Annotated in this window: 21 protein-coding genes; 12 read left to right on the forward strand and 9 right to left on the reverse strand. The window is 55.6% G+C overall.

The genetic code is table 11. The annotated features are described in order from the left end of the window. Positions 1-93: 93 nt before the first annotated feature. Together H7846_RS02750 and H7846_RS02755 are read left to right on the forward strand one after the other, a co-directional pair. Positions 94-699 carry a TetR/AcrR family transcriptional regulator gene (locus H7846_RS02750; protein ID WP_186695021.1) on the forward strand — a complete coding sequence of 202 codons (606 nt, stop codon included), beginning with the start codon at positions 94-96 and terminating at the stop codon, positions 697-699. A gap of 156 nt (positions 700-855) precedes the next feature. Continuing rightward, the gene (locus tag H7846_RS02755) at positions 856-2,877 is read left to right on the forward strand and encodes a beta-N-acetylhexosaminidase (protein WP_255460809.1); all 2,022 of its coding nucleotides are present in this window, start codon (positions 856-858) and stop codon (positions 2,875-2,877) included. A gap of 1 nt (position 2,878) precedes the next feature. Here H7846_RS02755 and H7846_RS02760 read toward each other — a convergent pair whose 3' ends face one another. The 4 genes from H7846_RS02760 to H7846_RS02775 form a co-directional block, all read right to left on the reverse strand. After that, positions 2,879-3,292 (reverse strand): ester cyclase, encoded by a 414-nt coding sequence (locus tag H7846_RS02760; protein WP_186695022.1) that lies wholly within the window; start codon positions 3,290-3,292, stop codon positions 2,879-2,881. Positions 3,293-3,325: 33 nt separating this feature from the next. After that, positions 3,326-4,153: an alpha/beta fold hydrolase gene (locus H7846_RS02765; protein ID WP_186695023.1), complete on the reverse strand. Its 828-nt coding sequence runs from the start codon at positions 4,151-4,153 to the stop codon at positions 3,326-3,328. 84 nt (positions 4,154-4,237) lie between these two features. Then, a complete protein-coding gene (locus tag H7846_RS02770; RefSeq protein WP_186695024.1) occupies positions 4,238-4,717 on the reverse strand; it encodes a nuclear transport factor 2 family protein in 480 nt (159 codons plus the stop codon). An 11-nt stretch (positions 4,718-4,728) separates the two neighbouring features. Further along, entirely contained in the window at positions 4,729-5,478 is a 750-nt protein-coding gene (locus H7846_RS02775) for an SGNH/GDSL hydrolase family protein (protein ID WP_186695025.1), read from the reverse strand. Positions 5,479-5,558: 80 nt separating this feature from the next. Here H7846_RS02775 and H7846_RS02780 point away from each other — a divergent pair, with 80 nt between their 5' ends. Then, on the forward strand, positions 5,559-6,419 hold the full coding sequence (locus tag H7846_RS02780) for a sugar phosphate isomerase/epimerase family protein (protein ID WP_186695026.1): 861 nt from the start codon (positions 5,559-5,561) through the stop codon (positions 6,417-6,419). A 22-nt stretch (positions 6,420-6,441) separates the two neighbouring features. Here the strand turns inward: H7846_RS02780 and H7846_RS02785 are convergent, their stop codons facing one another. Continuing rightward, the gene (locus H7846_RS02785) at positions 6,442-7,740 is read right to left on the reverse strand and encodes an ABC transporter permease (RefSeq protein WP_186695027.1); all 1,299 of its coding nucleotides are present in this window, start codon (positions 7,738-7,740) and stop codon (positions 6,442-6,444) included. A gap of 184 nt (positions 7,741-7,924) precedes the next feature. On the opposite strand from H7846_RS02785, the gene leuB reads away from it, so the two are divergent. Together leuB and H7846_RS02795 are read left to right on the forward strand one after the other, a co-directional pair. Continuing rightward, positions 7,925-9,052 (forward strand): 3-isopropylmalate dehydrogenase, encoded by a 1,128-nt coding sequence (leuB, locus tag H7846_RS02790; RefSeq protein ID WP_255460810.1) that lies wholly within the window; start codon positions 7,925-7,927, stop codon positions 9,050-9,052. A gap of 263 nt (positions 9,053-9,315) precedes the next feature. Further along, the gene (locus tag H7846_RS02795; protein WP_186695029.1) at positions 9,316-9,624 is read left to right on the forward strand and encodes a hypothetical protein; all 309 of its coding nucleotides are present in this window, start codon (positions 9,316-9,318) and stop codon (positions 9,622-9,624) included. Here H7846_RS02795 and H7846_RS02800 read toward each other — a convergent pair whose 3' ends face one another. Next, entirely contained in the window at positions 9,625-10,407 is a 783-nt protein-coding gene (locus H7846_RS02800; RefSeq protein WP_186695030.1) for an SDR family NAD(P)-dependent oxidoreductase, read from the reverse strand. 209 nt (positions 10,408-10,616) lie between these two features. Between H7846_RS02800 and H7846_RS02805 the strand changes: the two genes are divergently transcribed. The 3 genes from H7846_RS02805 to H7846_RS02815 all read left to right on the forward strand — a co-directional run bounded on the left by H7846_RS02805 (position 10,617) and on the right by H7846_RS02815 (position 15,187). Then, entirely contained in the window at positions 10,617-12,098 is a 1,482-nt protein-coding gene (locus H7846_RS02805; RefSeq protein ID WP_186695031.1) for a CehA/McbA family metallohydrolase, read from the forward strand. Positions 12,099-12,191: 93 nt separating this feature from the next. After that, positions 12,192-13,544, forward strand: a complete 1,353-nt coding sequence (locus H7846_RS02810; protein ID WP_186695032.1) for an alkaline phosphatase family protein — start codon at positions 12,192-12,194, stop codon at positions 13,542-13,544. Between the two features lie 98 nt (positions 13,545-13,642). Further along, positions 13,643-15,187, forward strand: coding sequence for a CoA-acylating methylmalonate-semialdehyde dehydrogenase (locus H7846_RS02815; RefSeq protein ID WP_186695033.1), 1,545 nt, complete (start codon positions 13,643-13,645; stop codon positions 15,185-15,187). Positions 15,188-15,654: 467 nt separating this feature from the next. Here the strand turns inward: H7846_RS02815 and H7846_RS02820 are convergent, their stop codons facing one another. After that, positions 15,655-16,563 carry a retropepsin-like aspartic protease gene (locus tag H7846_RS02820; protein ID WP_186695034.1) on the reverse strand — a complete coding sequence of 303 codons (909 nt, stop codon included), beginning with the start codon at positions 16,561-16,563 and terminating at the stop codon, positions 15,655-15,657. Between the two features lie 238 nt (positions 16,564-16,801). Between H7846_RS02820 and H7846_RS02825 the strand changes: the two genes are divergently transcribed. The 4 genes from H7846_RS02825 (at position 16,802) to H7846_RS18090 (ending at position 22,387) form a co-directional block, all read left to right on the forward strand. Then, complete coding sequence (locus H7846_RS02825) at positions 16,802-18,916, forward strand: winged helix-turn-helix domain-containing protein (protein ID WP_186695035.1); 2,115 nt, start codon at positions 16,802-16,804, stop codon at positions 18,914-18,916. A 78-nt stretch (positions 18,917-18,994) separates the two neighbouring features. Next, on the forward strand, positions 18,995-19,342 hold the full coding sequence (locus H7846_RS02830; protein ID WP_186695036.1) for a PadR family transcriptional regulator: 348 nt from the start codon (positions 18,995-18,997) through the stop codon (positions 19,340-19,342). A gap of 2 nt (positions 19,343-19,344) precedes the next feature. Then, complete coding sequence (locus H7846_RS02835) at positions 19,345-22,062, forward strand: ABC transporter permease (protein ID WP_255460811.1); 2,718 nt, start codon at positions 19,345-19,347, stop codon at positions 22,060-22,062. Positions 22,063-22,129: 67 nt separating this feature from the next. Continuing rightward, on the forward strand, positions 22,130-22,387 hold the full coding sequence (locus H7846_RS18090) for a GntR family transcriptional regulator (RefSeq protein ID WP_370561397.1): 258 nt from the start codon (positions 22,130-22,132) through the stop codon (positions 22,385-22,387). On the opposite strand, the gene H7846_RS02845 is transcribed toward H7846_RS18090, so the two are convergent. Together H7846_RS02845 and H7846_RS02850 are read right to left on the reverse strand one after the other, a co-directional pair. Continuing rightward, complete coding sequence (locus H7846_RS02845; RefSeq protein ID WP_186695038.1) at positions 22,368-24,011, reverse strand: tetratricopeptide repeat protein; 1,644 nt, start codon at positions 24,009-24,011, stop codon at positions 22,368-22,370. The genes H7846_RS18090 and H7846_RS02845 overlap by 20 nt on opposite strands. A 206-nt stretch (positions 24,012-24,217) precedes the next feature. Continuing rightward, entirely contained in the window at positions 24,218-25,576 is a 1,359-nt protein-coding gene (locus H7846_RS02850) for an aminotransferase family protein (RefSeq protein WP_186695039.1), read from the reverse strand. Positions 25,577-25,581 lie beyond the last annotated feature (5 nt).

Genomic DNA, 25,581 nt, shown 5'->3' on the forward strand with positions numbered 1-25,581 from the left:
TTCGGGTTCTTCAAGAAGAGCGGACATAATGACCGGACAGTACTATAAGATGACTCATTGGTCATTTGGTCGCAAGTTTATGATCTCCTGAAGATGCCACGCCCCGCTAGCAGTAGTAAGCAGAAGGTTGTCACCGAGCTTCGCCGCTCCGAGATTCTCGCTGCGGCCACAAAGGTCTTTGGAAACAAGGGTTTCGATGCCACGTTGATGGACGAGATTGCTCGCACGGCCGGACTGGCCAAGGGAACGCTCTATCTCTACTTCAAATCAAAGGACGATATTTACCAGGCTGTCGTGCGCCAGGCTCTGGCCGAGTTGGATGAGCTGACCCGGCAGCATGTAAATGCAGTACCTGACTTCGCGGGTAAATATGCTGCCTTTATCCGTGTCCGAATCGCCTTCTGGCAGGAGCAGTATTCGCTCTATCGCGTGATTCTGAGCATGAGCCGCGCTCCGCAATATCGCAAAAAGAGCATCGGCTGGCAGCGCGAAGCCGTCCTTTACCTGGCGGAGCTGTTGGAACAGGGTGCGGCTGCCGGCGAGGTTCCGCAGCAGGACTTTCTGGCTACTGCCTGGACCACAATGGATGCAATTCGCGGGGTCAATGAGCGCCGTGTCTTCTCTGATTCGGCTACCCGGACCGTCGAAGAAGATACAGCCTTCCTGACCCGATTTCTGCTTACAGCGGCGGGCGCATAGGCGGTTCCACTCGAAATTGCCAGGCTGTAAGGCTGGATTTAAACCTGTATAGTTCTCTAGGGTAATTTTCGTCGCTCGTTGAGCGAAGGAGATTTTTCGCATGACCCCTACTAATGCCGATGCTTCCCTACATCCCTTTCCTGGAGTGACACTCCCTTGAATCGAGCAATCGTTCTCACATTCGCCCTTGCTATGTCTTCTCTGGCTCCTGCACAAACCTTCACGAACACTCTCCTTCCTCAGCCGTCGCACTTGACGGCGGAAACAGGATCGCTCTCTTGGAACACTTCCATCACTGTGGGGGTAACGCATTTCCACGATCAGCGCCTTGATGACGCCATCACGCGTACGCTGGAGCGGATTGAGCATAAGACGGGTGTTCCTCGTCAGCGTGAGATTGGAAATAACAGTGGGGCGACCCTGGTGGTGGATGTCGATGGTGCAGGCGAGGCAATTCAGTCTCTCGATGAAGATGAGTCCTATACGCTGGCGTCGACACCCACCAGTGTAAAGATCCATGCCGCGACCGTGGTGGGCGCGATGCGAGGACTTACGACATTGGAACAGCTGATCCAGACGGACGGGAAGGGCTTCTTTCTGCCTGCTGTACAGATCGACGATACACCTCGATTCCGCTGGCGCGGTCTGATGATCGACGTAGGCCGCCACTTTGAGCCGGTCGAGGTGATCAAGCGCAATCTGGATGCGATGGCAGAGGTCAAGCTGAACGTCTTCCACTGGCACCTGACCGAAGACCAGGGCTTCCGCATCGAGAGCAAGCTCTATCCCAAATTGGCGGGATCGGGATCCGATGGCCTTTACTACACACAGGAACAGGCGAAAGAAATTGTTGCTTATGCGCGAGCACGAGGCATTCGTGTGGTGCCTGAGTTCGATATGCCAGGCCACACACGTTCATGGCTCGTCGGCTATCCAGAGCTTTCGAGCGACCCTGGTCCTTACACTCTTCGCCGCGAGTTCGGTGTCGAAGATGTTGCGCTGGATCCTACAAAGGAGAGCACATACCAATTTATCGATGCCTTCCTCGGTGAGATGGCCACGATCTTTCCTGATCCTTATCTTCATCTGGGTGGTGACGAGACACCTGGAACGCAATGGAAGAACAATCCCCGCGTCGTCGCTTTTATGAAGGAGCACAACTTCAAGGACACTGAAGAATTGCAGACCTACTTCTCGCAGCGCGTGTTGGAGATTGCGAAGAAGCACGGAAAACATATGGTGGGTTGGGACGAGATCCTCAATCCTGCGTTGCCGACCGATGCCGTTATCCATTCCTGGCGAGGAGCCAAGTCGCTCTATGATGCGGCGCAGCGTGGCTACCAGGGCATCCTTTCACAGCCTTACTACCTCGATCATATGAAGACGGCTGAAGAGTATTACCTGGCTGATCCGTTGCCTGCGAACAACGGGCTTACGTCAGAGCAGAGCCAGCGGGTGCTTGGAGGCGAGGTGTGCATGTGGGGCGAGCACGTGAATGAACTTTCGATCGATTCGCGCATCTGGCCACGTACAGCAGCGGTTGCCGAGCGGCTATGGTCGTCAGCCAATACTCGAGATGTGGATGATATGTACCGGCGTCTTGGGGTCGAGTCGCTCCGGATCGAAGCGGTAGCGGGAACGGCCCATCTCAGCCGCGAAGGAGCTGGACTGCGTGAGTTGGCAGGAACGGAGGATATCGCCGCTCTCCGGACGTTCGCCTCTGCGATTCAGCCGGTTACTTTTGGTGACCGATATAAGGAGCAGCACACCTCATACCTTACGCCGCTCGATCAGCTGGTCGATGCGGTACGGCCTGATCCACCTTCACGCCACCAGATCAACGTTCTGGTTCGCGAACTGCTTAAGCAACCTCGAGCAAACAGTGAAGCCCGTACGCAGCTCAACAACATTTTCCAGAGTTGGACCAACGCGGTACCCGTCGTTGAGGCTCAGATGAACCGTTCACCATTGCTTGCATTGGCTCGTCCACGTGCAGAACAACTGGCAAAGCTGGCTCAGGCTGGACAGCAGACGTTGGGATATCTCAGCGGCAAGAAGGCTCCGGCGGGGTGGAAACAGTCTACTCTTGCAGAGATTGAAGCAGCGCGTAAGCCGCAGGAGTTGGTGCGTTTCGTCTTTCTCGATTCCCTTGAGGAGATGGTGAAAGCTGTGCAGTAAATTATGGTGGTGGCAAGATACCGAGCTGATGCATCATTCCGAGATTGTCCATTAGGATGCGGCTGTCGGTCATCTTGCCATCGACAACACGGTCAATCACGACGCCTTTTACACTGACGGGCCTGTCTGTGGCCGGAATGCCGAGGAATGTTCCCTTGTGCGTTCCGGTCCATGTAAATCGGCTTACGACCTTCTCGCCCTCTTCCACTACTTCTTCGATTACCCAATGAATGTCGGGGAATGCCGAGCGGATCATCCCGATGACTTCCTTCAAACCATTTCGACCTTGCTGTTGGCTAGGCAAAGGGTCTAGTTCGACAAAGTCCAGAGCGACAATCTCATCCGCAACCTCAAGCCGTCCCTGGTTGATCACTTCTTCGACAAATCGTTTCACGACGACGCTATTTGTAAACATCAATCCCTCAAAGTGTTGGCATTCCTGCGACCATTACCTAAGAAAATCCACGAGCAGCGGATTTACTTTGTCAGCATGGGTTGTGATCAAGCCATGCGGAGCATCTTCGATCACGGCCAATCTGCTTCCGCGGATTGCGCGTTGAAGCAGGCGTGAGCTTCCTTCCATCGGTACAATCCGGTCTGCGCTGCCATGGATGATGAGAGATGGGACATCAATTCTGGCAACACAGCCGCGGAAGTCGGTCCACCATGTTCCAACGGACTTTAAAGTTGCATAGGGCGAGGCCATGGAGGCGATGTTCCAGCTGTAACGAAGCTCTTCTTCGGTAAGACGTGAGCCCAGCAAGACATCGGCGTTGTACATGTTTTCAAAAAAGCTAGTGAGAAAACCTAGTCGGTCCTGTTTGATTGCAGTTTCGATCTGGGTGCGCACCGTTGTATCTACGCCGGAGGGATTTTCTTCTGATTTCAAAATATAAGGTGGCAAACCCGCAATAAAAACAGCCCGATCGATATGGGTGGAGCCATATCGTGAGATGTACCGGGCCACTTCTCCGGTACCCATCGAGAACCCCACCAGCGAAGGGTACTTGAGGTCGAGATGCTTGATGAGCTTGCGCAGATCTTCTGCGAAGGTGTCGAAGTCGTATCCCGCAATGGTCTGGGAGGAGCGCCCGAATCCTCGCCGATCATAGATGATGACGCGGTGACCGCTTTCGACCAGGGACGTGACTTGTTTTTCCCAAAACCTTCCGCTTAGCGGAAAGCCGTGGATCAGGATTATAGGGTTGCCGACACCGTGATCTTCAAAGTAAATGTCGATGTTGCCTGCGTCTCTTCCGACCGTAAGGTATGGCATCCTGTGAGCTCCTTCTGCGAGTCGTTCACTTCCATGAGACCGGATACAGATTTCGAAGAAACACTACAGCAAAATCTTCCGTTACTAAAGTCCTAATTCGCTAAGGCCAGGATGATCATCTGGTCTGCGGCCGAGGGGCCAGTGGTAGAGCCGCTGAGATTCGGTGATGGGGAGGTCGTTGATGCTGGCGTGGCGCACCTTCATCAATCCGCCCTGGTCGAACTCCCAGTTCTCGTTGCCATAGCTGCGCCACCATCGTCCGGCGGTATCGTGGCACTCATAGGCAAACCGCACAGCGATCCGCGTTTCGTCGAAGGCCCAGAGCTCTTTAATCAGACGATATTCCAGCTCGCGCTCCCATTTGCGCGTAAGAAAAGCAACGATCTCTTCGCGGCCGTGAATGAATTCTGAACGGTTGCGCCACCGGCTATTGAGCGTGTACGCCAGGGAGACGCGCTGTGGGTCGCGAGTATTCCATGCATCTTCAGCCGCTCGCACCTTTCGGATGGCAGTCTCGCGCGTGAAGGGCGGAACCAAAGGCTCCGATACGGGGGAACCTTCCATGGGCGACCTCCTTAGTGGGCCAGGGCTTCGGCAATCGCCTTTTCGGCCAGCGGAGACATGATCGCATATCCCTTGGCGGTGGGGTGAACTCCATCTTTAGCAAGCTCAGGATCGAGACCGCCGTTCGCGTTTGTCATCGCGCTGTAATAGTCGAGATAGACCAAGCCGTCCCGCTGGCAGAGGGCCTTGAGCCGCATATTCATCTGGCGGATCTGGTCGGCGGGCTGAACCCCGGGACGCCAGGCGTAATGATCTGCGGGAAGAATCGAGGAGATGATCATCTTGATATTGTTGGCCTTGGCAATCGCTACCATGGAGGCGAAGTTGTCCTCGATCATGTCGGGAGTCGAAGGTCCGGTGTTGCCGGCGATATCGTTGGTTCCGGCAAGGATGACGACGACAGCGGGTTGCAGGTGAACGACGTCCTGCTGGAACCGCACTAGCATCTGCGGTGTTGTCTGTCCGCTGATGCCTCGGCCAATGTAGTGCTTGCCGGGGAAAAATTCGTCCGGATTCTTTGCCCAGGCATCGGTAATGGAATCACCATAAAAGACAACGCGCTTTTCTCCAGAAGCGACGGGAGGCAATGCAGCATTTGCATCGCGATACCGGGCAAGTTGGGGCCAGTCATTCAGCTTCTGTTGCATGGTGGCGATCTGTTTGGCCGAATCGACAGGAGCCTGCGCAGGAGCAGGCGTTTGTCCAAGGGCGAAAGTCGGCAGAAACAATCCTGCAAACAAAGCAAGAGATCTGTGAATCATGACGAGTATCCTTTCAGGCGCATCCCGCGATCATGTTATCTGAACTTTCCAGCCCAGTCTGTTGTAACTTCTAATTCAGGATGCAGCGCGGAATCTCGACTCACGTCTTCCTCTCCCATCGTCTTCACCCTGGCTTGCTGGATGATCTTCGGCGAGCTGGAGCCGCGACTGTTGAGCTATTTGCCGCGCGTCATCACTTCGATTACACCGACCGCGCTCTGGTCCGCGAGATCGCTACCTGGTTTCGAGACACTGGATTGACGGCGACTCTGCACCAGCCAATCTTTACCCGGGAACAGTCGGAAAACTGGTCGCGCCATGTCACCCCAACACTCTCGCTGATCGCACTGGAGAAGGTACATCGAATTGAGGCGATGGACGAGGTCAAGCGCGCACTGGAATCCGCGGAACAAATTCCTCTCAAGGCAATGACCTTGCATCTTGGCCTGAAGGACGATCCGTGGGACGAGAGAGCCATCGAGAACTCGCTTACGGCCATCGAGCACATCCATACCTTTGCTCGCCCGCTCGGCGTCAAGGTGTTGCTGGAGAACCTGCAAAATGACGTTACGACTCCTGAGCATCTGCTGGAGATTCTCCATGTAGGTCACTTCGATGATGTTGGTGTAACGCTCGATGTCGGGCACGCAAACCTCAGCGATTCAGGGCTTGACCATGCCGTTGAGCTGTTGCGCTCCCGCATTGGCGAACTGCACGTTCACGATAACAATGGTTTACGCGACGAGCATCTGTGGCCGGGCTCTGGCACGATCGATTGGACGCAGTTCATGCGGCTTGCCACGACGCTGCCAAAAGAGATCCCAGGCATTCTGGAGATTGCTTATGATCTGGGAGACTCGGTCGATGCTGTCGTGAGAAGAGGAATGGAGAGCTTCTTCGTGCAGGACCGACTCGAAGAGACGCTTGGGGAGCCCCAGTAACGCTCGGGATCGAAAACGAACGTTATTCGTACTTCAAGGTTTGGACTGGATCGAGTCGCGCGGCGCGGTTGGCTGGAAGAGTACCGAAGAGAACTCCGATCAGGACCGAAGTTCCAAGCGCGATTACGGCAGACCAGATCGAGATCGGAATCTGGAAGGGCGTAAAAAAACGGACAGACAGTGGAACAGCAAGACCGAACGCAGTGCCGATGATTCCTCCACCAAGGGAGAGGAAGACGGCTTCCGTAAGGAACTGCAGGCGAATCTCGTGGCTGGTAGCTCCAATAGCCTTGCGGATGCCAATCTCGCGAAGGCGAGACTGAACGTTAGCCAGCATGCTGTTCATGATGCCGACACCGGAGACGATCAGGGTGATCGCTGCCGCCAGCGTAAGTACGATGGTGAGCATATTGGCGATCTTTGCCATTACGCCAAGGACCTGCTGCATTGTAAAGGCTGTGTAGACGGAACTTGCCCGGTGTCGGCTCTTAATGATCTGCAGAATCTCTTCTGAGGCTGGAGTGACATCAGAGGTATTTCTCATGCTGAAGAAAATCTCTTTCACGGTATCTGTACCTGTGAAGTAGCGTGCGACCTGATATGGAATAAGAATGGTCTGATCGGAGACCTCGGATTGACCAAAGGTGTCAATTCGCATTTTGAAGACACCGATGATCGTAAATGGAATTCCGTGAATACTGATCGAGTGCCCAACCGCGGCTGCGGAGGAACCAAAGAGAGCACGGGCAAAAGGCTCTACCATTACCGCTACTTTGGCGTGAGTGATTGCATCCTGATCGTCGAAGAAGCGTCCCGTGACGACCGCCAGATTACGTACAATGCGGTACTGCGGCGAGACACCGAGAATCATGGTGTTGCGCGTGATTCCGCCACCCATGCTGACATTGTCATGATCTTCCAGCATTGGTGAGGAGGCAACGATACCCGGAATCTGTTCCCGTACGGCAGCCTCGTCTTCGCGAGTCATAAAGTCCGGCGTGCTGGTGTTGTCAGGACCTATAACGTTTCCACCGTTGTACGACATCTCAACCATGGTCGGTCCAATCGAAGCGATCAGGTTGAGCGCGTACTGCTTGCCGGTCATGCCAAGGGTGTAGACCAGAATGATCGAGGCAGATCCGATGATCATGCCCAGCATGGTGAGCAGAAAGCGAACCTTACTGGCTCGGAAGCTGTCGACCGCAAGCCTTGCGATCTCGCTGAACATCATGGTCGAACGAGCGCTCTGTAGTGTTCGCTCGAAAGAGGTCAGCCTCGATTTTGGTGCAGCTTCGGGTTTGGGAAGGTTAGCGGTAGCCATCGGCTGTTTCCAAAAGAATTAGACGCCTTTTAGTATCTCAGCGGCGCAGTGTTTTTCGCTAATCTGCGGATTTTTCCAAGGTTTTTGAGGGCTACCTGCATCATTTCGCCGTTGGGTTCGTAGCTTGCCTTGGGGCTTCAGGATGTCGTATCCAAGAGGAGGTCCTATTGGAAAGGAAGTGTTTGTGAACGAATTGTTCAGGATTCTTGTGCTGCCGGGGGACGGCATTGGCCCCGAGGTGATGGAGCAGGCAGTCCGCGTGCTCAAGCAGGTAAGTGTCCAGGCTGGTGCGCATCTCGAGCTGGAGTATGCACTTGCCGGTGGATGCGCCATCGACGCGCACGGAACGCCATTGCTGGATGAGACGATGGAACGTGCACGCACCTCGCACGCCGTTCTCTTTGGCTCGGTCGGCGGTCCGAAATGGGAGGGGCTGGGGTTCGATCTTCGTCCGGAAATTGCGATTCTTCGCCTGCGCAAGGAGCTGAATCTCTTTGCAAATTTACGTCCTGCTACACTCTTCGCCCCCCTGATTGAAGCCAGTACGCTGAAGCCGGAGGTTATCCGTGGGTTGGATCTGATGATTGTGCGAGAGTGTGCCGGAGGTCTTTACTTTGGCGAGCCACGTGGCATCGAGACTCTCGCCGATGGAAGCAAACGTGGCTACAACACAGAAACTTACTCGACCGAGGAGATCGAGCGAGTCGGTCGCGTCGCCTTCACTCTGGCGCGCAGTCGCCGCAACGAGGTCTGTAGCGTCGAGAAGGCCAACGTCACCGAGAGCGGCTTGGTGTGGCGCGAAGTAATGACCGAGCTGCACAAGCGTGAGTTTGCAGATGTAAAGCTGCGCCACATGTATGCCGACAACTGTGCGATGCAGCTGGTGCGCGCCCCCAAGCAGTTCGATGTCATTGTGACAGGCAATATGTTCGGAGACATCCTCTCGGACCTCGCCTCCATGCTTACGGGGAGCCTTGGTATGTTGCCCTCCGCGACGATCGGAGCGACAAAGACTGCCCAGAGCCATGATCAAACGCGGTTTAATCCCGCCGTTTACGAGCCGATTCACGGTTCGGCGCCAGACATTGCGGGCAAGGGAATCGCGAATCCCATGGCACAGATTCTGAGTGTTGCAATGATGCTTCGCCTCTCGCTGGGAATGCCGAAGGAGGCTGCGTTAGTTGAACAGGCATGTATTGAAGCGCTTGCAGATGGAGCGCGAACACCTGATCTCGGCGGAAACTTTACGACATCTCAGGTGGGAGATGCTGTGCTGACCAGACTGGAGCAGCTTGCAGTTGTCTCGACATGAAGATTTGCACGATTGCAAGATTCGGGTATATGCTCCAACGCATGAATTGCAGAACGACGCGCGAACCCGTATTCAACTTGCAAGACAAACTGCAAGTAGGCTCGCTTGCGTTTGAAGCGATTGCGATTCGGCCTATTATTTCGCCCATTTCCAGTGGTGGCGCGACGTAACGCTCCGAATCGAAACCGGAAGATGCGAAGCCCGCCACAGCAAAAACTGTGGCGGGTTTTCTTTTTCAAAGAGTGAAAGGTTAGGCAAGAGCGATGGTATGGACGTATCGAATCACAGCAGTAGCAAGACCCAGGCTCGTCATGCGGTTGGCACAGGTCTATGACCAGCATCTGCTCGAGATCGATCGCATGAGCATTGTTCGCGAGCGCGATGTGACGGCGGTTCGTATCGAGGTACAGTGCGATGAATACCTTGCCCATCGCATTCACGCGAAGCTATACCGGCTTACCGATATCGCCCACGTGGAGCTCTCCAACGCGCAGGAGGGAATTGTTAGCGAGGGAGACATTCCTAGTCCCAATGCTCCCTCGCAGTTTGATCCTATGACTCCGCAACCTTGATTACAGAGGCGGAGTGAAGCGACCGTCCACAGCGGTCCATCCGCCGTCGACAATGGTAAGCGTACCGGTTACAAATGAGCCCGCGTCCGAGGCGAGATACACAACGGCCCCGGCCATTTCATGCGGCTTGGCCCAGCGTCCCAGCGCACTCTTCGTGGCATAGGCGTTGTACCATTCCTTGTTGGCGGCGATTGGGGCGGTCAGTGGAGTATCCACAACTCCCGGCCCAATCGCATTCACGCGAACACCATGCGGTCCCAGTTCAGCGGCAAGTGCGCGACACATCTGTAAAACGCCCGCTTTGGTTGCAGCATAGACACCTTGACCCGGCTCGACGACGTGAGCGCGAATGCTGGCAAAGGTGATGATGCTGCCCTTTCCGCGCGCCTTCATGTTGCGGCCTGCGGCGGTAATCAGGCGGAAGGTTCCCTTCAGGTTGAGCGTCATCACCCGATCAAACTCTTCTTCCGTCATGTTGAGCAGCTCTTTGCGTACGTTGATTGCAGGCGTACTGACCAAAACATCGAGATCGGGAAGCCCCCCAATTATTTTTTTTACGCCGTCGCCATCACGCAGATCGAATGCGATCGCTTCGGCGCTTCCGCCCGTGCTCTTGATTGCGTCGACGACTTTTTGAGCACCCTCAAGGTTCAGATCACCACACAGAACATGCGCTCCATGCGCGGCCAGACCCAGAGCTGCTGCTTCCCCAATACCGCTTCCTGCTCCGACAACGAGCGCCTTTTTACCTGTGAGATCGAAGAGTTTCTTGTAGTCGTACAAAGCGCTGCTTCCTTTCGAAGGTGAGTTGTTTCCGAGGTGTGAAGTGCGCTTCGATACGTTCGATGCGCAACGATGTTTACTCTAAACCCGCCTATGGTGTTTTAAGCAAATCGGGTCTGTTACGCGGAAGCGATTCTTGAAGCTCCCAGGGGCACTACTGGTATGCTGCATCGCAGACATTTCCAAACCCTGATCTGAGGTCTTGTGTCATGCGCTTCTCATGGTTTTTCCGCGCTACTGTTGCCTTGTTGCTCTCGCTTGCAGCGCAGAGTTTGTTTGCACAACAAGGCGATACAAACGATCCTTCGCTTGAGATCGAGCTTCACGGAAATATCACGCCCGAGAAATTAGGTACCCACGAGACCCAGACCTTCGAGATGCCAAAGGGAATCCAGCGCATGGATGTGGAATTGGACTCGCCCGGTTTTCAGAAGGGCATGTATGTGACCGTAGGGATGTGGGATCCGGATCGATACCGCGGCGAGGGGCGCGCAAAGTTCTCCATCACAACGGTCACAGCCACAGGGCCGTATCTGCCAGGTCCGTTGGTTCCGGGCACATGGAAGGTGTCGTTCGGTTTCAACTATGTTGCTCCCACGGCGCATGGCGAATACACATTGAAGATTCACCTCTCGCGCAAGCTTGATCCCGAGCACGATATCGTGCTGAACTCGAAATCCGGCTGGTACATGGGCGACCTGCATTCGCACACTGGTAATACCGATGCAATGTGCAAAAGCCAATCGGGGAAGAATGTTCCTTGCCCGGTGTGGAAACTGCTTGAGGCAGCGGCTTCGCAGAAGCTCGACTTCCTCGCCGTGACCGACCACAATACCCAGGCAACATTCAACGAGATGCAACAGGTGCAGCCGTACTACGACAAGTTGCTGCTGATCGCAGGCGAGGAGATGACGACTGTACGGGGTCACTCCAACGTCTGGGGAACCATCGGTATGATCGACTATCGCGCAGCGGATCACGGATTCACGATCAACGACATGTTCGATCAGGCCCACGCGCTGGGCGCGCTGGTCAGTGTCAATCACTACTACTGGCCCTGGGATGGACACTGCCCTGGTTGCGGATGGGGATGGATGCCGATCACCGATTTCTCGAAGGTCGACGCAATCGAGGTCCTCAACGGCTATCACGAGCATGGATCGTGGTTTGTCCCACCACCAGGAAACGGCATTCCGTTGTGGGAAGAATTGCACGCGAAAGGGCTACGCCCCACAGGCGTTGGTGGTGGAGATGAACATCGCGGCGGAGAGCAGTTGCCGCTGCACGATGGCGTGGGTATTCCCACAACGGTCGTTTACGCGCGCGAGCTTTCGCAACCTGCGATTCTGGAAGGTATCAAAGCAGGCCATGTGTACATCAAGACCAACGGACCGGATGGCCCTGAGCTTCTGTTGAACGCAGGCTCGGCGATGATGGGCGACGAACTGAAAGTTACAGCTGGAAGCGCAGTGGAGTTTACGGTCAGCACAAACGATCGTTCTGGAGCACAGCTTCGCCTGTATCTGGATGGCAAACCGATCGCACAACAGCCAGCCCTGGAGAATGGGAAAGCAGTGTACCGTTGGACCTCGGATGGGAAGCGTCACTGGGTGCGAGCCGAGTTGGTCGATGGGAATCCCGGAAGCGATCCTGTAGTGATGACCAACCCTATCTATCTGAACTGGAAGTGATTACAAGTCGGTATACAATTTATTGACTTCTGTCGATTGTCTGTCTACGATGGAGTTTCTTCAGCATCAGCCAATCTTCCTTCAGGAGACGGCATGTTCAGGACTCGCGCGCGCTTTGCGGTTTTACTGACAACAGCGATCTTGTGTTGTTGTTCGCTGGCGATTGCGAAAGAGCCTCTGGTAAAGCAGGTCATCCTGATCTCAGTCGATGGCATGACTCCCATCGAGTATGAGCAGGCAGATGCACACGGCCTGAAGATTCCCAATATCCGGGCGCTGATGAGCACAGGTTGCGCTTCACCCGGTGTGATGAGCGTCTTCCCGGCCAGTACCTATCCCAGCCATACCGCGATGATTACCGGCCAGCCGCCGGCTGTGCATGGGGTGATCAGCAACACGCCGATGGACCCATTCAATCTGGAGTTCGGCGGTTGGTATTACTACGCTGAGAAGATCAAGACGCCAACGCTCTGGCAGGCGCTGCACGCCGCGCATCTCAAGACTGCGGCAGTCTCCTGGCCAGTGACCGTCGGTGCGGATGTGGACTACCTTCTCCCAGAGTATCGCCCGGTTCGTACCGACGAAGATATCGCACTGATGCGAGTTATCTCAACGCGCGGCCTCTTCGCTGAGATGCAGAAGGTGAATGCAACGGCACGGCCGATGAGCGACGAGTGGCGCACTGATGCGGTGATTGCGATCCTGCGCACTCGCAAGCCGTCTTTGATGGCGTTGCATCTGAGCGAGCTGGATGAAGCGCAGCACAAGTATGGTCCACACGCTCCGGAGTCACACGCTGAGCTAGAACGGATTGATGCAGAGATCGGAAAGATTCGCAGCTCTGTAGAGCAGTCTGGGCGGATGAAAGAGACAGCATGGGTAGTTGTCTCCGATCACGGGTTTCTTCCGGTTACAAAGCTCTTCCATCCGCTGATCGCATTGCGCGAGGCTGGACTGATCACGACCGACAAAAACGGTCGTGTCACCAGTTGGAAGGTCTATCAACGCAATCTGACTGGCTCAGCCTTCTTCGAGGCGAAAGATCCGAACGACAGCGCGAGTATCGAGAAGGCGACCGAGCTCATCAAAGAGCTTGCCGCGGATCCAGCGAATGGAATCGCCCATGTTTACACCCCAGAGGAGTTGAAGACTTTGGGCGCTGATCCAGAGGCTTTCCTGGCGATCGATCCTGTGAAAGGCTTTGGGTTCGGCAGCAATCTTACTGGCCCGCGCGTGACGGATTCGATCGGCAAGGGGGCGCATGGTTATAATCCCCATCTGCCGGAGCTTCGGTCGTCGCTGATTCTTTCTGGAGCGGGTGTTCAGCGATGCAGCGCTCTTGAGGGGGTGACCGTGGAAGACATCGGTCCGACGGCTGCCGCGCTTCTGGGTGCTTCCATTCCCAACGCACAGGGACGGGATGTGCGTTCTTTGAGTGTCAAATAATATTGCGTATTATGCAATAATATTTGACTATAAAGAAATGTAACATCTATTGTTGAAAGAACAATCGCTTTCGTATCTTCGAGAAGAGAGGTTCATTTATGGCATCCACAGTAGCGGTACCTGGGATTAAGGCTGCGGAGAAGTCGGCACTTCGCGAGATCACGCACTGGATCGGAGGCCAAAGAGTCGCTGGTAGTTCTGGTCGATTTGGTGATGTCTACAATCCGGCGACGGGACAGGTCCATGCCAGGGTCCCACTGGCAAGCCGTGCCGAGCTGGACGGGGTTGTGGCTACAGCGAAGGCCGCGTTTCCTGCGTGGGCTGCACAACCTCCGCTCAGGAGAGCTCGTGTCCTCTTCCGCTTCCGTGACCTGTTGGAGAAGAATGCGGACAGAATCGCCGAAGCGATCACCTCGGAGCACGGCAAGATTTTTTCCGATGCTAAGGGCGAGGTGACGCGCGGCCTCGAAGTGGTCGAGTTCGCCACCGGGATTCCGCATCTGCTGAAGGGGGAGTTCTCCGAACAGGTGGGTACGGATATCGACAGCTGGTCGATGCGGCAGCCGCTGGGAGTGGTGGCTGGAATTACACCGTTCAACTTCCCTGCGATGGTTCCGATGTGGATGTTTCCTGTCGCACTTGCCTGCGGGAATCCCTTTATTCTGAAGCCGAGCGAGCGCGATCCCAGTGCATCGGTCCTGATCGCTGAGTTGCTGAAGGAGGCTGGGCTCCCTGACGGTGTTTTCAATGTGCTTCACGGCGATAAGGGTGCAGTGGATGGGTTGTTGGAGCACCCTGATATCCAGGCAGTGAGTTTTGTTGGCTCGACTCCGATTGCGGAGTATGTGTACGGCAAGGGCACAGCACATGGGAAGCGTGTACAGGCGCTGGGCGGAGCGAAGAACCACATGATCGTGATGCCGGATGCTGATCTCGATCAGGCGGCCGACGCCCTGGTGGGAGCGGCGTATGGTTCTGCCGGTGAGCGCTGCATGGCGATTTCGGTCGCGGTGGCCGTGGGAAATTCTACGGCGGATGCGCTGCGCGAGAAGGTGATCGATCGTATTGCCAAGCTCAAAGTTCTGCCGGGCATGGAGAATGGCTCCGACATGGGGCCATTGGTGACGAAGCCGCATCTGGAGCGGGTGAGTGGATATCTCGCCACCGGCGCGACGGAAGGGGCTGAGTTGGTGGTCGATGGTCGCAACGGTGCGCTGCCGAAGGGAGATGGTTTCTTTCTGGGAGCAACGTTGTTCGATCATGTGAAGCCGGAGATGCAGATCTATAAGGATGAGATCTTCGGGCCGGTGCTGGGACTGGTTCGCGCGCGCGACTTTGAGACAGCGCTTGAACTAATTAACAAGCACGAGTTCGGGAACGGAACCTCTATATTTACCCGCGACGGAGATACGGCGCGGGAGTTTGCTCACGCGGTGCAGGTCGGCATGGTTGGGATTAACGTGCCGATCCCGGTTCCGATGGCGTTCCACAGCTTCGGCGGCTGGAAGCGGTCGCTGTTTGGCGATCATGCGATGCATGGGCCGGAGGGCGTCCGGTTTTATACGCGGATCAAGACCATTACGGCTCGCTGGCCAAAGGGTATCCGGGCCGGGGTGGATACGACGATGCCGACGCTGGGGTAACCCCCCCCATTTTGATGCAAAGTATTCAATCATTTTGACTTAGGTTCGGACCTCAGACTGCAATCGGTGCGTACCTAAATTATTGCGATGGCCCTGGGATTGATTTCCCAGGGTCATCGCTTCTCACCTTTTCTATCGATACCTAATTAAAGAATAGCTGAAGGAGGCAGGTGTTTCTGCAATCAGCATGTCATCTATTTTCAATAATTTACGTCTCCAAAGCACTTGACAGAGTAAATGGGCAAGCTTTGATTCCCTTGGAATGACGGAGTGGAGTAGTTTGGCGAGATGCAGCTGGGGCCCATATCGAAAAGATATTTCGTAGTCGGGGTTTCCACACGCGATGGGTCGACCGTTCCCATCTTCTTGCAGCAAAAGGGTGATTGCTCACGAAGTTGCTCCTCGTCCTCCTATCTTGTAAGTACGTCTCCACATGATCCATGTTCATATCGTGGGCCACTAGAACGTCAATCGTGAGAAACTCTGTCGATTACAGCCATTTCCATAGAACGAGGGCGCTTCGCTTTTGAGGGATTCAGAATCACGAATCCACCTGAATGGCTGAAATAGATGCTATGAAATAAGTACGTCGGCAGCGTTCCATCAATCCCTGTGGGTGAGTGCGGTTGATCGTCCATGATTGCCAACAACATATCTACAAGGTTCACATTGCCTACTCTGAGGGTGGGTACTCGCACAAGCTGCGCGCCTTGTCTGTGGCCACCCTCAATTACGCTAGTCATATTCCCCTGTTGGTGCAGAAACAGCGTCCCGCCAACCCGCGAAAAAAGTATTGCCATATTCGTTCCCGAGTCCAGCTGCATGGCAAGATCCCGTCCTGCAAGCTCGAACGATCGCGCATGCACCACCAACTGTTTATAGATCGGCCGGCCGTCTAGAGAAGACTGTCGCGGCAAATCCAAATGTGTTCCCTTCATAGTCGATAGCAAAACTCCCGGCTCCTGCTCGAACACGAGCCGTTGTTCTTCGTTATCGAGCAGAAAATCGAATTTCTGGAGAAAGTCTTCACCCAGAATCCCATGGACGGTCGGCGCAATCGACTTTTCCCCTTCCAGGGGATCTACTATCACCTCAAGATTCGATGTCACGATCCGGCCAAGCTTAATCTCCTTCGCGATCACCAGCGAGACGACTGTCTCCCGACTTACTGAAACCAGGGTGGTCCGCCCTACTATCGGCATCTTCAGCGCCTGCGCAATTTTCGGATCGACCATCGACGTCTCGCATCCATTGTCCAAAATGAAATCAAACGGACCGACCCCATTGACACTCACCGAGACAATTGCATGTCCAGCTACCACCCGAAACGGAACCTCCGACAGGCCGGAGGCATTTTCCTGAGAGATGGCAAACACCCTCACAGGAGGCAGCAGTAAAAGTCCAACCAAAACTTCACCAAGCAGAAATCGGTTGAGAAAACGGCGATAACGCGTATTGCCGACCGAAAGAACGGCGCAAGATGAAAAGAGTTGCATAAAGCCTCCTAAGCAGCTTCCTCAGCCTGTCATCGCAGTGCTGAGGAAGTACTTTGGTGACCCTTTGCCTCTTCTGAGATTTTTATGAGAATTTTGTACGGCGGACGAAAGGTATGCCGTGATCTATCGCTTTGGAGATTTTGAGCTACACGAGGGTGGTTTCTGCCTCATTCGTAACGGGCATCGGATAGCTTTGGAGCCAAAGGCCCTGAGCGTTCTTTTGGTGCTGGTAAGCCGTGCCGGACGCTTAGTCGACAAGCGCTCTCTTCTGGAATTGGTATGGAATGGGACGTTCGTCGAGGAGAATACCTTGACCCGGACCATCGGTGTAATCCGCCGCGAGTTGGGAGACAGCACCAAAGAGTCTCGATTCATCGAAACTATCCCTACCCGCGGTTATCGCTTCATCGCGCCAGTCGATACTCTCCCCGAACAAGCCTCCGCATCGACGCTCGCCTGCGCCGCGCCCGTGTCCAGCCCTACTCCTCGTGGCCGGCCCAATCGCCATATTCTCATTCTGACGGCCATCGCCGCTGTCATCATCGTCTCCGGCTTTGCAGTCTGGCGCCTTTACGCAAAAGCAGCCTCTGAAGAACCAACGGTAGTGACCCCCGTTCCACTTACGACCTATCGAGGCAGCGAAAACGCTCCATCCTTTTCCCCTGACGGAGATCAGGTTGCCTTTGAGTGGAACAGCGAAAAACAGAACAAATTCGATATCTACATAAAAGTAGTTGGTTCAGATTCCACCCCACTCCGTTTGACGAACGCCCCCGATCCCAGCCGATGGCCTTCCTGGTCGCCCGACGGCCGAACGATCGCCTTCGAGCGCGTCGTCAGTCCAGGCACGGTATACCTAATACTGATTCCAGCTCTAGGCGGCCCCGAGCGAAAGCTTGCGGAATTCCACACCTGGACGGATGCCCAAGGCTCCAGCCCCACCTGGTCTGTCAACAGCAAATGGCTTGTCTTGCCAGCCGTTGTCGAGTCTCGTCCTCACCTAGTTCGGATTTCAGTCGATACTGGTGAATTCAACCCCATCACGGACCCACCCACGTCGCTGGCTGACGCGTTTCCGACCATCTCACCTGATGGGAAGACGTTGCTCTTCGCTCGGCACGGGGCCTTCAATGCAGGCAGTCTCTATTCTGTTAAGGTGGACGCCGATGCAAAGCCCCTTGGCAGTCCTACCCAACTTTCCGTCGGTCCAAGATTTTGGGAATCACGTTGGACCGCAGATAGCAGCGAGATTATCGCGCACACCTACGGCGATCGCTTCCACGGAGCGGTGCGTATCCGGCCAGATGGTTCGCCCCCTTTCCAGCACATTCCCTGGCTGAATAGCGAGGGCTCGTTCGACATAGCACGTCGAGGTCATCGGCTTGCCTTCTCCGCTGTTCACGGCGATACCAACATCTGGCGGATCGATCTAACCGCCAAACCTCTTCATCCCGAGCCATTCATTGCGTCCACTGTCCGCGATGTCTTTCCTCAATACTCGCCCGACGGGCGCAAACTTGCATTTCATTCCAGCCGCAGCGGCACGGGATTGGATATCTGGATCAGCGACAGCGAGGGAAACCAGGCGCGGCAGCTCACATTCATGCGCCCCGGACTCACCGGATCCCCGCACTGGTCTCCGGACGGCCAGACTCTTGCCTTCGACTCCAGCTCTACCGGACATTTCCAGATCTACACCATGAGTTCGGATGGCGGAAAGATAAGCCAGAGGACTCATGGCAACTTTGACAGTTTTGGCGCAACCTGGTCACGCGATGGCCGCTGGTTGTACTTCACTACTAACCAGAGCGGTAGAAACGAGATCTGGAAGATACCTGTCACGGGTGGAACATCCATCCAGGTAACTCACAATGGAGGAGCGATGGCGATCGAATCCCAGGATGGCGCCACTCTTTATTTCTCCAAGGAAGCAGGAACCGGATCCATCTGGAAGATGCCCATCTCTGGAGGTCCTGAGCAACAGCTTACAGACTCACTCTTCCGAACCAACTTCGCCGTCACCAAAAAGGGAATCTATTTCATGACCGCTCCCAGCATCGATGGCACATCTGAGATCCGCTTCTATAGCTTCGTTACTGGTGCTACTACAATCATTGTGCCAATCGGTCTGCCTGAATACGGCCTTGCTGTTTCGCCCGACGAGCGATACCTCGTCTACGATCAGCTCGACGACCCAGCCAGCGACCTGATGCTTGTCGATAATTTTCACTAATTTCCTAGTCGGTAAAACTTCCTTTCCACTTGACAGGCAAGTGAATAAAGTCCATGCTACGTTTCAAGGACCACTTGAATGTCTAGTAAAGAAAAAGAATCGATTCAACTGCTGCAAGGCACGCTCGACCTCATCGTGTTGCGAACACTCTCCACGATGGGGCCGCAGCATGCTTATCAGATCGCTACGCGGCTCCAGCAGATCTCCGACAGCCTGCTCAACCTCAATCAGGGCACGCTTTATCCTGCGCTGGTGCGGCTGGAGCAATATGGGTGGATCAAGGGTACGTGGGGAAAGACGGAGAACAACCGTGAAGCCAAGTTTTATGCCATCACGAAAGGCGGACAGAAGGCGTTGAGCGAGGAGACTGAACGATGGAGAAAAATGGCAGGCCTAGTGGAGCGGCTTCTGCTTGAGGAGTCCTAGATATGAAGAACCTGCGACGCTTCTTTCTGAGAATTTTTAGCCTCTTCAGCAACGACGAGACCGAAGCAGAACTCGATCGCGAGATTGTCGCTCATCTTGCACTGCTGGAAGATGAGTTCCGGAAGAAGGGTATGAGCCCTAAAGAAGCGCGGGTGGCGGCTCGACGCGCCTATGGCGGAGTTGAGCAGGCAAAGCAACTGCATCGTGATGAACGCTCTTATCCATGGCTGGCGCAGACTCTTCAGGATATTCGCCATACCTTGCGTCAGCTGCGCAAGTCTCCGGGGTTCACGTTGACTGCCATCCTGATGCTAGGGCTGGGAATCGGTGCGACCACGGCAATCTTTTCCATCGTTGAAGGTGTGTTGCTGCGTCCGTTGCCCTTTCCTGAGCCTGGACGGCTGGTGACGTTGGGCGATGTTCTGGAGGGATCCAATTCTTCGTCTGGCAGCGCTGCGGTTACCGCTCCTGATATCCGAAACTATATGCGGGACACGCATAGTTTTACGCATTTGGGAGGCTATCAGCAAAGATCGTATGAACTGTCGGGCAGCGATGAGCCGCAGCCTGTACGAGCATCGCGCATGAGTGGAGAGGTTTTTTCTGCGCTGGAAGTTGCGCCGCTGCTTGGAAGAGTCTTTACGCAGCAGGAAGACGATCAACACCAGCCGTTTGTTGTGCTCAGTTACAGCTTGTGGCAGGGCCGTTTTCATGGCGATGCAAAGATCCTGGGTTCCAAAATCCTTCTCAACCGGAATCCGTACATCGTTATTGGTGTGATGCCACGCGATTTTGAGTTTCCGCTCTCGCCCGGGCTGGGGTACCAAAGCGAGCTCTGGGTCCCGATGAGTCCTGACCCTGGAGAGTTTCTGGCTGGCGCCGCTGCATCGTGGAACCTGCGGATGGTGGGCCGATTGAAGCCGGGTGTTACTCCCGAGCAGGCGCAGAGCGATGCGCAACGAGTGGCGATTGAAACGATGCGGAATTATCCGGCATACATGAGCAGCCTTCGGATCCACGCTGAGGTGAAGGGGCTGCAGGAAGACACGGTCGCCCGTGCACGTCCGCTGTTGCGCACGCTCTTCTTTGCTGTAGTCGTAGTTCTTCTGATTGCCTGTGCAAACCAGGCTGGTCTTTTGCTAGTGCGTTCCATCCGTCGACGAAGGGAGATTGCGGTGCGTCTTGCACTTGGCGCCCGTGCGACGGCGCTACTGCGCCAGGCTGTGATCGAGAGTATGATCCTGAGTCTGGGTGGAGGCGTTCTTGGTCTTGCGTTCGCGGGCATCGCGCTACGCGTTGGCTTGAACCTGCTGCCGCAGACGCTGCCGCGCGTCCGGGAGATCGGTTTGGACTGGGTGGTTGTGAGCTTCGCGCTCGGGCTGGTATTGCTTACGGGTTTCCTTTGCGGGCTGGCACCCGCGTTTGCCGCAATCCAAACAAGCGTCAACGAGACGCTGAAGGAAGGTGGCCGCACCGGAAGCTCGGGAAGTGGTCATACGCGGCTGCGTTCCACGCTGGTGGTGGGAGAGATTGCGGTTGCTTTGATCCTTCTGGCTGCATCCGGACTGTTGCTACGCAGTTTTGAGAAGATGCGTTCTGTCGATATGGGTTTTCAGCCGGACCATACATTGGCTGCGTACTATTCTCTGCCGGGGAAGCAATATACGACACAACCACAGATCGATACCTTCAATCAAATGTTGCTCGATGGTCTTCGGCAGCTGCCTGGTGTTGAATCCGTAGGCATGACTGGCTTGCTGCCTGCAGGAGGGTTCAACGGAGGAGGTATCTCGATTCTTCCGGAAGGCTATGTCTCTTCGAAAGGAGCAGGGTTGCACATGGCAGCCTCCACGCAGGTTAAGGGTGATCTGTTTCCTGCGCTGGGAATTCGTTTGCTGCGCGGTCGCCTGTTCACAGAAGCAGACAGAGAGGGTTCACCGTTGGTAGCAATCGTGAACCACAAACTGGCGGAACACTACTGGCCCGGAGAGAACCCTATCGGTAAGCGCCTGCGCCGAGGCATGCCAGAGACTTCGACACCTTGGATGACCATTGTGGGAGAAGTGGGCGATGTGAAGATGGGTTCTGCTGATGGGCAGACACCGGAGCAGTTCTATCAGCCTGCAACTCAAGTGGTGGCTTCAGAAGGCGTCTTTGCCGCGGCGGGCGAGTTGATGGCGAATTACGGATGGGTTGTGCTGCGCACGAGTGTTCCGCCTGAACAGATGGAAAATTCAATGCGGGCCGTGGTGCAGAAGATTGACCCGCAGCTTGCATTCATCAAGATGAAGACACTCGATGCGGTGGTTTCAGACAGCGAGGCGCCGCGCCGGTTCAACACGGTGTTGATCTCGTCCTTTGCGATTGCAGCCGTGTTGCTGGGGGTGATGGGAATCTACAGTGTGATCGCGTTTACGGTTGCGATCCGCGAACAGGAGATGGCAATCCGCATGGCGCTGGGCTGCGAACGCTCTCGAATCTTGCAATTGGTGCTCGCCTCCGGAGCGAAGCTGGCAGCGGTTGGCTGTGTTCTTGGGTTGCTTGGAGCGATCGCTGTTTCCAGCTTGCTTCGATCTTTTCTGTTTGGAGTGAGTCCATTCGACCCGGCGGTGCTTGGCACTTCTGTAGTCGCTATGCTGCTGCTTGCGCTGATGGCCTCTCTGTTGCCAGCGCTGCGTGCGTCCATGACCGATCCGATGCTTGCAGTGCGCGGCGACTGACATGCGAGGAGGAAGGGTGACGCATTCCTTGAACAAACGCAAGGAAACTGTGGCGATTGATTGCACGATGGACCGAGAAAGTTTTGTTCCTCTCTATCTGCAAATCAAGAGTTGGCTTCTTAGCAAGATCGAGGCAGGGCAATTATCCCAGGGAGATGTGATTCCGTCGGAAACGCAGTTTACCTCGGCCTTGAGAGTAAGCCGCGGGACCGTCAGGCAGGCGCTTTTCGAGCTTCGCCTGGAGGGGTATCTCGTTCGCAAGAAGGGGCTCGGAACGTTCATCGGATTGTCGGACTCTAATATGCTCAGAGATTCGCGATGCTGAGTTTGGTGTCGGCATGCTTCCATGCTTTGCGAAACTGGGCTTCGGTTTTTGTGGCTTCGGCAGATTTATGTTGAGCGAGGTGGCTTTGCCAGAGGCCATAGAGTGAGCGGCCGTTGCCGGGATTGATCTCGAGATCGCGGCGGAAGACTACTTCAGCTTCGGCGGGTTGGTGGGCGCGAAGCAGGGCGCCGCCGAGGGATTCGCGGACGGGATAGTACCAGTCGGCGGGTTCGTTGTAGAGGAAAGTGTCGTTGAGCGCGACAGCCTTGCGCCATGTCTCGATAGCCTCGGGGAGCTTGCCTTGAGCTTCGAGGATGCGGGCGTCGAGGACATCGAGAGCGAGCTGAAGCGCGGACTTTGCGGGATTCATAAAGTCGGGAATGGCATCGGCAGGCAAGGTGTTGGTTCGCTCGGCAAGTGCGTCGCGCTCTTGCTGTGCTGCCGGGATATTGTGTTGTGCGGCATAGGCGCTTCCGCGAGCGTAATGCCAGAAAGCGGTCAGGTTTTTGAGGCGCGGTTCGGGCATGGGCGCCGCGAGGATCGTCTTCCACTGCTGGAAGCGAGTGAGCATCCAGGGCTGCGTTGGGGTGTACCACTCGGTCTCGGGGTGTTCCTTGGTGGCGGGGAGGACCTGTGCGATGAGTTCGGCTGCGGCTTTTTGAGTGCAGACGTTATTGCCTTCCATCGCGCAGGAGGCAGCCAGGAAGTGGATGTTATGGACGTAGTACATGTTGTAGTACATGTTCGTCACGGTTTCGAGATGTTGCGACTTGAAGTAGGCTCGGTCGGCTGTGACGGCGTTCTGATTGGCCAGCTGTGCCCCGTTGTAGTTGCCGATACGTTGGTAGGTATGGGCGGGCATGTGTACGAGATGGCCGGCGGAGGGGGTAGCGTCTTCGAGGAATTTTGCTGAGGCAAGGGCGATCTCAGGATGTGGAGATGCCTCGGTTGCATGGATAAGCAGATGGTTTGCGCCAACGTGATGCGAGTCTTTTTTCAGAACTGCCTGAAGCGTGGAGACGATCTCGCTGGTGTTGGTCGATGGCGAGCCATCGGGATTCCAGAGCTTCCAGGGGTTGAGATCCATAAGGGCTTCGGCGTAGAGCGTAGCAGCGTCGAGATCGTTGGGGTAACTGGCTGCGAGCGTCTTCATGGCAGTGGCGTATTGTTCGCCCTGGACAACAATGTTGCCGCCAGTGCCGCTGTATCGTGCGGAAAGTGCGTTAATGTAGTCGCGTTCGGTCTGCGTCTGGGCTAGGGTGCGAGCGTGGGCGAGTGCATCGATAGCCTGTTGGGCACGGGCGTGGCCGATGTCGATGTCGTTGTAGTTCGGGCCAACGGCGAGGGCGACTCCCCAGAGCGGCATGGCGGCGGTGGGGTCGAGGTCGGCAGCGCGTTGAAATGAACGACGAGCCTCGTCGTGATTAAATGCCCAGATGTAGTCGAGGCCTTGATTGAAATATTTCTGGGCTTCGGGATTGCGAGTGCTGATGGTGTGGTTGGAGTTGCCGAGTCCGGCGACGAGTGGGACGGGGCGTGTGTCGTGAGCGGTGTGGTCGTGCGCCATCTGCGTTTGGGCGAGGAGAGAAGAGGAGAGGAGGGTGATGGCGGCGGTTAATTTCATTGGCAGCATGCTGTACCTCAGCGGCTAAAGCCGCTTGCGGAGGATAAGTGTTTTCAGCACGGCTAAAGCCGTGCTCTTAAGCAAGGCAGTGCGCACTGCTGCGTGTGTCCTTTGTTGAACCGCAGATCCTTCGACTCCGCTACGCTCCGCTCAGGATGACACTTCTTCTTTGCATCACTGCTCCCTACCTTCGTAATGCATAACGGTTATGCAGTCGTATGTTGTGGCAACAGGTCATCGGCGAGGACGAGGGCGCTGTCGAGTGCGGCGACTGCTTTGTCGATGTCGGCCTTCTCCACGATGAGCGGCGGGGCGAGAACGAAGTGGCTCATCCAGGCCTGCATGACGACGCCTTCGGCCAGCATCTTCGCGGCGACCTGTTCGACGACCATTGGTTTGCCGTCGAGCTTCTCCTGCCAAGTGTTGAAGGGAGTCTTTGCCTTCTGGTCTTTGACGAGTTCGACAGCCCAAAAGAGGCCGAGGCCGCGGACATCTCCAATGGAAGGGTGTTTTGGCTTGAGGGCGTTGAGTTTTTCACCAAGATAGGCGCCGATCTCGTTGGCGCGTTCGACGAGGTTGAGACGGCGCATCTCCTGGATGGTGGCGACGGCAGGGCCGAGGGTCATGGGATGCGCTTCGTAGGTGTGACCGTGAGCGAAGTAGTTCTCTTCAAAGAAGTCAGCGATCTTTTGCGTGGTGGCGCAGAGACCGAGAGGAACGTAGGCCGAGGTGATTCCCTTGGCGGTGGTGAGGATGTCGGGTTTGAGATCCCAGTTGTCGACGGAGAACCACTTGCCGGTGCGTCCCCAGCCAGCCATGACCTCGTCGGCGATGAGCAGGACACCATGTTTGTTGCAGACTTCACGGAGCTTTTTGAAATATCCCTGGGGCGGGATGAGGACTCCGTTGGTTCCGACGACGGGTTCAACGAGGACAGCGGCGACGTCGCCTTCATTGGCAATCATGTAGTCAAGGTAGTCGGCGCAGGCGATGCCGCATTCAGGATAGGAATGCTTGAGGGGGCACTTATAGCAATTGACCTCGGGTGAGAAGAGGATGCCCTGGCCTTTGCCGCGGGGCTCCATTGGCCAGCGGCGCGGATCTCCAGTGGCGGCAACGGACATAGAGGTAGAGCCGTGATAGCTGCGGTAGCGCGAGATGATCTTGGTCTTACCGGTGTACATGCGCGCAATCTTGAAGGCCGCTTCGTTGGCATCAGTGCCAGAGGTCGTGAAGAAGAACTTGGTAAGGCCTTCGGGAAGGACTTCGAGCAGGAGCTTCGATAGCTCGGCGCGCGCGGTAGTGGCGTAGAAGGGCGCAGCGTAGGCGAGAGTTTCGGCCTGTTTCTTGATGGAGTCGATGACGGCCTTGTTGTTGTGGCCGAGGTTGGAGCACATCAGCTGAGAAGAGAAGTCGAGGAAACGTTTGCCGTTGCCGTCGGTGAAGTAGCATCCATCCGCGGAGACGAGATGATTAGGATTCCAAAACTTCTGTTTGCGCCAAGTCCCAAAGTTGTGGTCTTTAGTGAGCTGGATGACTTGCTGCGAGGTGAGCTGGTCTGACATTGGAG

Source organism: Edaphobacter sp. 4G125 (genome assembly GCF_014274685.1).
GTDB lineage: Bacteria > Acidobacteriota > Terriglobia > Terriglobales > Acidobacteriaceae > Edaphobacter.

Excerpts from the sequence above, each read along its gene's own strand:
- H7846_RS02750 (WP_186695021.1), top strand. The coding sequence starts at position 94 with ATGCCACGCCCCGCTAGCAGTAGTAAGCAGAAGGTTGTCACCGAGCTT.
- H7846_RS02760 (WP_186695022.1), bottom strand. The coding sequence starts at position 3,292 with ATGTTTACAAATAGCGTCGTCGTGAAACGATTTGTCGAAGAAGTGATC.
- H7846_RS02765 (WP_186695023.1), bottom strand. The coding sequence starts at position 4,153 with ATGCCATACCTTACGGTCGGAAGAGACGCAGGCAACATCGACATTTAC.
- H7846_RS02770 (WP_186695024.1), bottom strand. The coding sequence starts at position 4,717 with ATGGAAGGTTCCCCCGTATCGGAGCCTTTGGTTCCGCCCTTCACGCGC.
- H7846_RS02775 (WP_186695025.1), bottom strand. The coding sequence starts at position 5,478 with ATGATTCACAGATCTCTTGCTTTGTTTGCAGGATTGTTTCTGCCGACT.
- H7846_RS02780 (WP_186695026.1), top strand. The coding sequence starts at position 5,559 with ATGCAGCGCGGAATCTCGACTCACGTCTTCCTCTCCCATCGTCTTCAC.
- H7846_RS02785 (WP_186695027.1), bottom strand. The coding sequence starts at position 7,740 with ATGGCTACCGCTAACCTTCCCAAACCCGAAGCTGCACCAAAATCGAGG.
- H7846_RS02795 (WP_186695029.1), top strand. The coding sequence starts at position 9,316 with ATGGTATGGACGTATCGAATCACAGCAGTAGCAAGACCCAGGCTCGTC.
- H7846_RS02805 (WP_186695031.1), top strand. The coding sequence starts at position 10,617 with ATGCGCTTCTCATGGTTTTTCCGCGCTACTGTTGCCTTGTTGCTCTCG.
- H7846_RS02810 (WP_186695032.1), top strand. The coding sequence starts at position 12,192 with ATGTTCAGGACTCGCGCGCGCTTTGCGGTTTTACTGACAACAGCGATC.
- H7846_RS02815 (WP_186695033.1), top strand. The coding sequence starts at position 13,643 with ATGGCATCCACAGTAGCGGTACCTGGGATTAAGGCTGCGGAGAAGTCG.
- H7846_RS02830 (WP_186695036.1), top strand. The coding sequence starts at position 18,995 with ATGTCTAGTAAAGAAAAAGAATCGATTCAACTGCTGCAAGGCACGCTC.
- H7846_RS02835 (WP_255460811.1), top strand. The coding sequence starts at position 19,345 with ATGAAGAACCTGCGACGCTTCTTTCTGAGAATTTTTAGCCTCTTCAGC.
- H7846_RS18090 (WP_370561397.1), top strand. The coding sequence starts at position 22,130 with ATGGACCGAGAAAGTTTTGTTCCTCTCTATCTGCAAATCAAGAGTTGG.
- H7846_RS02845 (WP_186695038.1), bottom strand. The coding sequence starts at position 24,011 with ATGAAATTAACCGCCGCCATCACCCTCCTCTCCTCTTCTCTCCTCGCC.
- H7846_RS02850 (WP_186695039.1), bottom strand. The coding sequence starts at position 25,576 with ATGTCAGACCAGCTCACCTCGCAGCAAGTCATCCAGCTCACTAAAGAC.